Genomic DNA, 10,000 nt, shown 5'->3' with positions numbered 1-10,000 from the left:
AGCGAAGTCTTTGATTCCCCGCTGCCAAGAAAAGCTTCTAGCGAGATAAAAGGTGCCTGTACCGCAAACCGACACAGGTAGGCGAGGAGAGAATCCTAAGGTGTGCGAGAGAACTCTGGTTAAGGAACTCGGCAAAATGACCCCGTAACTTCGGGAGAAGGGGTGCTTTCTTAACGGAAAGCCGCAGTGAATAGGCCCAAGCGACTGTTTAGCAAAAACACAGCTCTCTGCGAAGCCGTAAGGCGAAGTATAGGGGGTGACACCTGCCCGGTGCTGGAAGGTTAAGGAGAGGGGTTAGCGTAAGCGAAGCTCTGAACTGAAGCCCCAGTAAACGGCGGCCGTAACTATAACGGTCCTAAGGTAGCGAAATTCCTTGTCGGGTAAGTTCCGACCCGCACGAAAGGTGTAACGATTTGGGCACTGTCTCAACCAGAGACTCGGTGAAATTATAGTACCTGTGAAGATGCAGGTTACCCGCGACAGGACGGAAAGACCCCGTGGAGCTTTACTGTAGCCTGATATTGAATTTTGGTACAGTTTGTACAGGATAGGCGGGAGCCATTGAAACCGGAGCGCTAGCTTCGGTGGAGGCGCTGGTGGGATACCGCCCTGACTGTATTGAAATTCTAACCTACGGGTCTTATCGACCCGGGAGACAGTGTCAGGTGGGCAGTTTGACTGGGGCGGTCGCCTCCTAAAGTGTAACGGAGGCGCCCAAAGGTTCCCTCAGAATGGTTGGAAATCATTCGTAGAGTGCAAAGGCATAAGGGAGCTTGACTGCGAGACCTACAAGTCGAGCAGGGACGAAAGTCGGGCTTAGTGATCCGGTGGTTCCGCATGGAAGGGCCATCGCTCAACGGATAAAAGCTACCCCGGGGATAACAGGCTTATCTCCCCCAAGAGTCCACATCGACGGGGAGGTTTGGCACCTCGATGTCGGCTCATCGCATCCTGGGGCTGTAGTCGGTCCCAAGGGTTGGGCTGTTCGCCCATTAAAGCGGTACGCGAGCTGGGTTCAGAACGTCGTGAGACAGTTCGGTCCCTATCCGTCGTGGGCGTAGGAAATTTGAGAGGAGCTGTCCTTAGTACGAGAGGACCGGGATGGACGCACCGCTGGTGTACCAGTTGTTCTGCCAAGGGCATAGCTGGGTAGCTATGTGCGGAAGGGATAAGTGCTGAAAGCATCTAAGCATGAAGCCCCCCTCAAGATGAGATTTCCCATAGCGTAAGCTAGTAAGATCCCTGAAAGATGATCAGGTTGATAGGTTCGAGGTGGAAGCATGGTGACATGTGGAGCTGACGAATACTAATAGATCGAGGACTTAACCATATAATATGTAGCAATGTTATCTAGTTTTGAAGGAATATGCCTTCATAGTTTGGTGATGATGGCAGAGAGGTCACACCCGTTCCCATACCGAACACGGAAGTTAAGCTCTCTAGCGCCGATGGTAGTTGGGACCTTGTCCCTGTGAGAGTAGGACGTCGCCAAGCAACTTTAAGACGAGTCAGAATGACTCGTCTTTTTTGTATGCTTTCATACCTCTATCAATTGCATTTTTAACCCCTTCTAAATAAGAAAATCCATATTTTTTATCTGGCTCTAAGTAAGTTCCTTCCGCCCACTCGTTCCATGCGTTAATAAATAAAAACTCGCTGTTATAAAAAGAGTAAGTACGATGAATTTGCTTGCTTAAATATATGGTGAACTTTTCAGGGGTAGAACCTACAAAGATGCTGCTATTCGCGTTTTTACGTCGTGCAGTATTATCCCAATCAACAAAAGCCCCGGGAAATGTTTTTTTCTTTGGGAGCGATCGTTGTAATATATACATCCATACTTTATCGTAGTCCCAAACATTTAATTGCATATCAGAATCATATATTACCTTATTTATGTCTGAAGAGCTATCATGGGCAATTGTATAGAAAGGTTCAAACTGAATGCTGGCATCGAATCCATTTATATTAGGTAGTGGAAAACTGTTTAATGTTTCAGCAAAGTATATACCTTTTAAACCATTTTCTCGCGCTAATGCATTCCAGTAATTAAGCATTTTTTCACAATCAGGAATATGTCCTGGACGATAAATAATGAATAGAGGTTTATCATCTATATAAATATATCTCTCATCTTGGAAAGCCTGTAATAAATAATCAAAGTGTTCCTTCCAATCAGATATATCTCCGTAGTCTTGAGGCATTAATATATGTTTATCGAGACCATCCCAAGATTTTGTCCATGGTTCATTTGCCCAAGAAAGACAAAAAGGGAAGTCAGGTTCCTTCATCTTTAGTACCTCATTAAAGGGTGTTTCTAATAGTCTTTTTCCCTTAAACCAGTAATGATAATAACAAAAACCATATATACCGTATGCTTTAGCGATTTCCGCTTGCCACTTTCTTACGGAGGGGGTAGTTAAATCGTAATAAAAATCTTGATAAGGTTCCCTAGGTTGATAATGTCCTGAAAATAAAGGTCGTGCACTTTTAGTATTTGTCCATTCAGTAAATCCTTTCCCCCACCATCGATCATTTTCTTTAATTTGATGGAATTGTGGTAAGTAAAAAGCGATTATTTTCAAGTTATATCCCCCTCATGTTTTTCGTAGTTCAAGTGTTGGGAAGTCATTCTTGATTTGGTGAAGCAATTTTAAAACAAGAGATATGTTATCTGTTTACTGTCTTTTTATGGTATGTATTGGATTTTTTTTAGCTTACTTAATAAGAGAGTATTAGGTAATTTGATATATAGCTGAAATAGAAAGTGCTTTTCGTCATGAAATTTATTACGTTGAATGAAAGGAATTAAATTTTTTGAAGGACAAAGAGGGCCTGTGGTAATCGATTTACATCATCAAAAAAGTCTTGTAGCTTTAAATATTTCTCATAATGATTTTCAATATAAGTCCTAGGTATAACAGTTTCTCCGTAAAAACTACTATTTCTAACATCTCCTGCACCAGTAGGACTGTGAACAAATTTGCCGTTTTCATAATCCGAGATGGCGCGATGTATATCTGGAAAAGCTTGAGATAAAGTTTTATGCCATCCTGTTTGAATTAATTCAGGATGTTCTTGGAATTGTTGACAAAAATCAAGAAAATAGCGCGCTTGTGTTGTTGCGATGAAGATTCCACCAGGGCGAAGAACTCTTGAAAATTCTTTTACCCAATTTTCGGCAGTTGCTTCGGATAAATGTGAGAATACAGAATAAGCGAATATGATATCTAATGAATTGTCACTAATAAATTCTACAGGGGGATGTGGACTTGCTGTTTTATATATCCCTCTTCCTAGTGTTTCATTACAAAGTGTGATCATCGCAGGATCGACATCAATGCCAAGTAAATTTTGATCAGAGGCATCTTTAAATAAGAAGCGTATAATTCTTCCCCATCCGCAGCCGAAGTCTAAAACTTTACTTTCTTTATTCAAGGGAACCCCTAAATTTTGGGCGTATTCTTTTATATGTCTATAAAACAAATATGCTTCGTAAAGAGCATGTTCATAGGAAGCACCTACAAATTGTTTTTGAATTTCTTCAGGAGGAAACCTAGGTACGGGAACCCCATTTATCGTTGTTTGTGAACAACTTTGTATAAATAAATTTAGAAGTTCGACATCAGATAGTGAATTAACAAGATGATCAAAATCACTTCCTAACTTAAATTTATTCATTTGTTAAACCTCCGAATTATATAGTGATTAAACTTTATTTTCTTGCTTTTTACTAATAAAAACATGTAAAAATTCAGCATCTAACCCTAGTGATCTATCCTTTTGTAAATAAACAATTGTATACATGTTTGCGTGTGTATAAATATATTCAATCATATCCTGCCCCCAATCGAACGTTACTAAAGATCCATTCTCATCAATAGGGTTTCCGTGATAAATGGGCTCTTCAATATATTCAATCACCTCTTGATTCATTCTTGCTCTTTGCACAGTTTTTGTGAGTGTATGATACCAAGGGACAGTAAATACATGAGCGCCGCCAGGTTTTAATACTCGTTCTATTTCTTTAAAGGCTTTGTTTGGCGTCATTACATGCTCAAAAACGTCTTGAGTAATGAATAAATCAAAAGATTCATTTTCAAAAGTCATGTCTTCTAAGTTCTCACATCTAATACCTTGAAAGTATTGGCCAAGAGGATAATTTCTAAAGTATTGAGAATAAGTATAGTTTTTACAGTTTTTTAATAGTAGCTGAGTTGTAATTCCTCCAGGAGAGGATTCGTGGATACTATAGGAATCCCATTTTGGAAAAAATGTATGCAAGGCATGGATTAAAGCTCGCTGCCTTGGTATAGAGTTACATGTAGAACATAAATAATGATCTCTAAGCCAATCATTATGCTCTATAAATGTAGCTTTCTTTTCGCAAATAACGCAGTACCCATTATTGTGTTTCAAATTGATTTCCACACGACATCCCTCCTATGTTAAATGCAATCTATTTATGGAAAGTATGATACACGTCAACAATCAGCGAAATCAAAGGGGGAATGGGTGAAAGTTAGGTATCTCTTAAAATTGCGATTAGGAGAAGGGAATAATCAGTTGAAGAGAACCCCCAATCGAATTAAAGTTTCACTTTATGCTATGCGATGCATCAGCTTTTATTCATGGGAAAATGTATAGACTTAAAATATCCCTTTCGTGTATGGATACATTTCAAAATCCTGTGCGTATATTTCTGTAACTAAATCCATAGTTTCTTTATCATAAAAGCTTTCGTATGTTGGAAATCGTGGGAAGTCTGTATCTGTAATGCTAAGTTCTGCATAGCTCCCTGCATAAATCATCTTGTGTGCGCGATGATGATCTGAATTTGTAAGAAGTGCTAAAGGGGATTTCATCAAACCGTACGTGTGTTCTAGTTTGGTGATTTGTGTATTAAAATCTTCTAAAGGAATATAACATTGGATGAAGTTTTCTTCACCAGGGACGTATTGTTGACTAAAATGTATATCTAACGCTAGAGAATTGGAGCTGAATGCCTGAACGTAATATAAAAATTGTTTAAATGATATTCCTTGATTACTATATTTGTCATTATAAAAATAATGACGGATACTTTCCCATTGAGGGCTAGCATATGGGTTGTCAGCAAGTAATAGAAATGAGCTGACAGCCCTTGTATAGGGATTTCGCACAAGTTTACAAACATCTTTTTTACCCTCTAGAAGACCATTTTGTAACTCTGGTATGTAATTTGTATTGTTCTTATACACCCAGAACTCATAGTAATGAATAAAGTCATTGTATTTCTTTGCTTCAGTAAATAATCCGATTTGAAAAAAGAACCAATTAGCTAACGCGGTGCATCCGCTTCTATGACTCCAAAATAGTATAATCGGGAAGTCTTTATGGTAATGTGGAATTCGATCTTTATGTAGAATTACATGATTTAAAAGTTCTTGATTTATATTTTTCATGAGTTTCGCACTCCTTTTTGGGAAATTTGTGTATGTAGACGTTTTTTTTTATGGGTTAAACAAGTGAGGATTGTTTATTAAATATATTCATGGGGATGAGTAAATATTATGAGTGTTTTTGCAGTCAACCTGAATAAGGAAGCTATTCTAAAATGAAAATAGAAAATAAAGATAATGAAAATTTATAACAAACATACAATGATAAGAAGATGAATAATCGAAATGATCCAGTTTATTTGTGTATATTTTTAGGTTTGACGACGGGAAAAATTTATTACTAGAGAGATGATATTATGAGGAAGAATAATTATTTAATAGTAGGTGGAAATAGTTTCATTGGTATCAACCTCGCATTGGGTTTATTGAAACAGGGGCAAAATGTAAAAGTATTTTCCAGACATATAAATAATTTTCCTCAAAATATTATAAGTGAAGTTGAATTTATTAAAGGTGATTTAGAAAATGTTGAGGATATATATAAGGCTTTAGTGAATATAGATATTATTATTTATTTAGCTGCGACGTCTAACGTAGCAACTTCAATTGAAGATGTTTTCGGTGATATTAATAGCAGTCTATTTTTTCTTAATTTCATGGAAAGTGTTAAAGATTTTCGTATTAAAAAAATTATATTAGCTTCTTCGGGAGGCACAGTTTATGGTGAACCTGAATATTTGCCTATTGATGAGAAACATCCATTAAGACCACTTTCCCCGTATGGAATAACAAAAGTTTCGCTGGAGAATTATTTGTACTTTTATAAGAGAAAATATGGAATAGATTATGTTGTATGTAGATATTCTAATCCGTATGGAAAATACCAAAACCCCTTAAAAAAAGTTGGGGCGATAAATTGTTTTTTGTACCAGCATCTCAGTAATGAAAGGATTCATATATATGGGAATCCAGAGGAGATTATTAGAGATTATATTTATATCGATGATTTAGTTGAAATTACTATACAACTAGCACAATTAAATCAATTGAAATCTTGCGTATATAACATAGGGAGTGGCAAAGGTCTTTCTTTAAAACGAATTATAGTGGAATTAGAGAAAATAACAGAAAGAAAAGTGGATTTTATCTGTTACAAACAAAAACAAGAGAACGTTCAAAAAATCATTGTAACTACTCAGCTTCTTCAAATAAAAAAACAGGCCAAATACATGTTTCCGATTCGAAAACATGAAAAGAAAATACTCCAATCAGAGAAAGAATCTATGCCAAATAGAGAAATTCTCTTATGAAGTCGTGTTATTCCAAGGAACCGTTCTAGTTTCTATGACTTGGTTTATCGCTTGTAAGACCGATTGTTTTTGTTTTTTCATGGTACTCATAAAGCTTCGTATCTGACAAAAAGATTCTGCGCCTTTCTTACTTCGGAAAGTCCCAGACACTTTCTGTTTTACTTTCGTCATCCGAATATCCCGTTCTGCTTGATTGTTATCAAATGGAATGGCTGGATGTTCTAAAAACGCTAGAATTCTGTCAGAATACTTGACGAAGCGATTCCATAAATTTTGAGAAGGCGTCTGCTTTCCTTTCTTCTTTTGTTTCGTGGAAAGAATCTGTTGTTCTTTCAATATGGATTGATACATAATAAACAGATTCTTTTGCGTCGCTTTTGGCATGGTACCTTCGGATTGCTTTTTCATCGTCAACGCTTGCGTTAGAAATTTCTGCATCTGTTGTGCCCATTGTTCTCCAGTACTATCTATAATTCCTTGTAAATCTCGTAAGAGATGGGCATTACATAAAACGTGACGACAATCTGTATACGCATCATACGATTTCCAACCATCATGCATCGCAATTCCAGAAAAAGATGGCAAGATTTCTCCAGCATCCATTGCTTCTTTTCCACGTTTTTGATGAATATGTTGCAATGTCACCTCCGGTGTACTGGCAGTATGTAACCATTGTGTTTTGTTTTCTACACGCATACCAGTTTCATCAAAATGGACAACAGGAGACTGCAGAATCTTTTCCTTTACTTCTTTTATGAATGGCTGCAATTGAGAAGCGAAAGCCTGTGTATGATTTACCAGGGTTCCTTCGCTTATAGAATGTCCAAAACAATCCTGAAAGAATTCTTTTGTTCGCTTCAAAGAAATGCATTGATAATGCGTTAAATAGGGAATCAGTCTTTTTATATTTGGACCATATTGAACAGGACGAGATACTGTCGAAGGAAATTGGGCTTCTTGGATAGAATGGCAATGTGGGCATTCTTTCTGTTCTACTTTATGTTCTGTCACTTCGATCTGAATAGGTGGTAAGTCATACACTTGGCGAATGCGATACCCTTTTACAGGCTCGTGGTTCAAGGAAGTATGACAACAAGTACAATATGTAGGAGAATGTGTAATCGTATGATCTGGAGTCGCTGTCAAACCAAGAGTATGTCCCTTGTGGCCCAACTGGCCACCCGTTTGACGATGAGACGGTTTGCGCAAACTTTTTGTAACGGGCTTACCCAAACCATCTGTAGAAGGTGGCTTATGACTATTTTTGGAGTTTTTTTTTGAAGCATTTTCTAGTTCTTGTATACGTTTTTCTAACTTAGAAAATGTTTCTTCAAATAAAGAAATAACAGCTTCAGGTCCTTTTTTATATGTATCTAAAATAATTTTTCGATCGACCATAAGATTCACCTCCCCTGTTTGATATACTCAGTATTTACAAATGGGAGGCATATGAAACTAGTAAAATTTAAAAAAGACACCGAAAGGTGGCTGAGTAGTTACAAATCATTTTAAATATTGATAAGGTAAAACAAGAATTGAATTGGGAACCTAAAATAGATTTTAAACATGGGATTAGATTAAATAAGCTATGGATTGAAGAGTTCTTATATAGTAAAAAATAATAACCCACACTCTACTTATATAAGCAGAGCGTGGGTTATTATTTTGCTTCTTTTTCTATAACCCAAAGGTCTTGATGTTCCCACCAAAATCCTTCAGTATACTTTTTGATAATTGGGTTATGGGGTAATAATTTAATTTTGTCACACACGTAAGAGGGACTAACTATCGTTTGTCCGTATTGATTCACATCTAAATCGAATTGTTCACTAGAAGAGAGAAACCAATAGCCCTTTTCATTTAAATTTGGAAACCCGAAGTATTTTTTGCTTTGATAGCCATGGGTTGTGAAAATGAATAAACCACCAGGTGAAACAGCGTTATACAATGTTTGCAGCCAACGAAACCAAGTTGTATCAGGCATATGAGAGAAAAAGGATAGACAAAAAACGATATCGTACGTAGAGGAGTCCAATTTTAACTGTTCAGGCTCAGGATGAGATAATATAGAAGAATTATTTAATTTGTTTTCAATAAAGGAAATAGCCTCTTCGTGTATATCGCAAGCGGTTATACTCAAATTCGCTTGTAAATTTAATAAATGACGTGTTACGCAGCCGTATCCGGATGCAAATTCTAACAATTTAATTGGATTGCCTGTAGGAGGATAAAGGGAAGTAATTAAGTTTAAGAGTATTTGTGCTGAGTTTTGCCCATCTTTAAAGTAGTAATCTATCGCTTCTTTTTTTGATGGGAAGACGGGATTAGTGACAATGAACTGAAAGATATGATCCTCAGGATGGATACTTGCATTTACATTATAGTTGTGTGCGATTTGAGAAATTAAATCTTTATGTTCCTCTATAAAGTCTTTCAAAGAGTATTCCTCCCTTAAGTAATAGTAGCAACTTACTAGAGATATTGATGGCATAGAAAGCACATGTTTAAATTTTTAAGTATGCTTTAAGATGCTTTCTATATGTATACATTTTCATTTTAGAAATGTCGTCGATAGTAAATCTTTCTTTAATGAAATTTTGCATTTGTACAACTTCATTGTAATGGGAGTATGAATCTTCTGTTCTCGTTACGCTATTTAAATGTCGTCTATGATAGTTTAAGGGGGATGGATTGAAGTAAATATCTCCCTCTGTAAGAAGAGAAACATAGAAAAACCAATCACCAGCTATTTTGAACTTCTCTAACTGTTTTTCTGTTTTCTTCATATCTATATTTTTAAAAACTACACTTGAAACATTAGGTATAGTGTTTTTGATAAGTAACGTATCTTGTATTTCTTCGACGCCTTTTCGAAAATAGGGACCTTTCCATTTTTCTTTATCGATATCATTTGTGTAATTTAAATAATGATTAGCCAATACATTTCCTTGTTCATCAATTTGTTTTGATTGTGTGTAACTTAAGGTAATATTGTTATTTATATAAAACCCCTGTATCACCTCTTGTAAAAATGTCTTATCGCATAAGTCATCGGCCTCTGCGATCCAAATATAATCACCAGTTGCTGCAGAGACTCCTTTTATCCATTGTTTAAATACGGAACCAGAGTTTTTATCATTAATAATCTGTTGAACCTTCAGGTGGGGCTTATTTTCTTTTGAGAGCAGCTTTTTAAAAGTTGATACGCTATGATCAGTGGAGGCATCGTCTAAGAAAATTAGTTCGTAAAGAGGGTAGGTTTGGTTTAAGATTGATTCGATTCGAGCAGGTAAGTATTTTTCATAATTA

At 36.5% G+C, this 10,000-nt stretch carries 8 protein-coding genes, 2 rRNA genes and 1 pseudogene (2 of these 11 only partly in view); 4 read left to right on the top strand and 7 right to left on the bottom strand.

Going from position 1 to position 10,000, the window contains the following annotated elements:
• Together MHH55_RS20540 and rrf are read left to right on the top strand one after the other, a co-directional pair.
• Window positions 1-1,330: ribosomal RNA gene (locus MHH55_RS20540) — 23S ribosomal RNA — on the top strand; it begins 1,592 nt to the left of the window's first position.
• Window positions 1,331-1,378: 48 nt separating this feature from the next.
• Window positions 1,379-1,494: ribosomal RNA gene (gene rrf / locus MHH55_RS20535) — 5S ribosomal RNA — on the top strand.
• Between the two features lie 14 nt (window positions 1,495-1,508).
• Here the strand turns inward: rrf and MHH55_RS20530 are convergent.
• The 4 genes from MHH55_RS20530 to MHH55_RS20515 all read right to left on the bottom strand — a co-directional run bounded on the left by MHH55_RS20530 (window position 1,509) and on the right by MHH55_RS20515 (window position 5,444).
• The gene (locus MHH55_RS20530) at window positions 1,509-2,585 is read right to left on the bottom strand and encodes a glycosyltransferase WbsX family protein (RefSeq protein WP_000690995.1); all 1,077 of its coding nucleotides are present in this window, start codon (window positions 2,583-2,585) and stop codon (window positions 1,509-1,511) included.
• Window positions 2,586-2,808: 223 nt separating this feature from the next.
• Window positions 2,809-3,681, bottom strand: coding sequence for a class I SAM-dependent methyltransferase (locus MHH55_RS20525; protein WP_001031897.1), 873 nt, complete (start codon window positions 3,679-3,681; stop codon window positions 2,809-2,811).
• Window positions 3,682-3,708: 27 nt separating this feature from the next.
• A complete protein-coding gene (locus tag MHH55_RS20520) occupies window positions 3,709-4,431 on the bottom strand; it encodes a class I SAM-dependent methyltransferase (protein ID WP_000405123.1) in 723 nt (240 codons plus the stop codon).
• Between the two features lie 218 nt (window positions 4,432-4,649).
• Window positions 4,650-5,444 carry a sulfotransferase family 2 domain-containing protein gene (locus MHH55_RS20515; protein ID WP_075676457.1) on the bottom strand — a complete coding sequence of 265 codons (795 nt, stop codon included), beginning with the start codon at window positions 5,442-5,444 and terminating at the stop codon, window positions 4,650-4,652.
• Between the two features lie 293 nt (window positions 5,445-5,737).
• On the opposite strand from MHH55_RS20515, the gene MHH55_RS20510 reads away from it, so the two are divergent.
• Window positions 5,738-6,691, top strand: coding sequence for an NAD-dependent epimerase/dehydratase family protein (locus tag MHH55_RS20510; RefSeq protein WP_078187997.1), 954 nt, complete (start codon window positions 5,738-5,740; stop codon window positions 6,689-6,691).
• Here the strand turns inward: MHH55_RS20510 and tnpC are convergent.
• Window positions 6,686-8,089 carry an IS66 family transposase gene (gene tnpC, locus MHH55_RS20505; protein WP_100910632.1) on the bottom strand — a complete coding sequence of 468 codons (1,404 nt, stop codon included), beginning with the start codon at window positions 8,087-8,089 and terminating at the stop codon, window positions 6,686-6,688. The two genes, MHH55_RS20510 and tnpC, sit on opposite strands and share 6 nt — an antisense overlap.
• Window positions 8,090-8,190: 101 nt before the next feature.
• Between tnpC and MHH55_RS36425 the strand changes: the two are divergent.
• Window positions 8,191-8,313: pseudogene (locus MHH55_RS36425) on the top strand (UDP-glucose 4-epimerase); the annotation flags it as partial.
• Window positions 8,314-8,351: 38 nt separating this feature from the next.
• On the opposite strand, the gene MHH55_RS20500 reads toward MHH55_RS36425, so the two are convergent.
• Window positions 8,352-9,128: a class I SAM-dependent methyltransferase gene (locus MHH55_RS20500; protein ID WP_000651232.1), complete on the bottom strand. Its 777-nt coding sequence runs from the start codon at window positions 9,126-9,128 to the stop codon at window positions 8,352-8,354.
• Window positions 9,129-9,195: 67 nt separating this feature from the next.
• Window positions 9,196-10,000, bottom strand: the 3' portion of a protein-coding gene (locus MHH55_RS20495) for a glycosyltransferase (protein ID WP_000558370.1). 1,127 nt of this gene lie beyond the right edge of the window; 805 of the gene's 1,932 nt are visible here — the last part of the coding sequence; its start codon lies beyond the right edge, outside the window; the stop codon is at window positions 9,196-9,198.

The organism is Bacillus sp. FSL K6-2944, assembly GCF_038005385.1.
GTDB classification, from domain to species: Bacteria; Bacillota; Bacilli; order Bacillales; family Bacillaceae_G; genus Bacillus_A; species Bacillus_A cereus.
The sequence above is the reverse complement of the archived record's forward strand: the minus strand, read 5'-3'. Positions and strand labels throughout refer to the sequence as shown.

Coding starts and splice junctions, on each gene's coding strand:
- MHH55_RS20525 (WP_001031897.1), bottom strand. CDS start 3,681: ATGAATAAATTTAAGTTAGGAAGTGATTTTGATCATCTTGTTAATTCA.
- MHH55_RS20515 (WP_075676457.1), bottom strand. CDS start 5,444: ATGAAAAATATAAATCAAGAACTTTTAAATCATGTAATTCTACATAAA.
- MHH55_RS20510 (WP_078187997.1), top strand. CDS start 5,738: ATGAGGAAGAATAATTATTTAATAGTAGGTGGAAATAGTTTCATTGGT.
- tnpC (WP_100910632.1), bottom strand. CDS start 8,089: ATGGTCGATCGAAAAATTATTTTAGATACATATAAAAAAGGACCTGAA.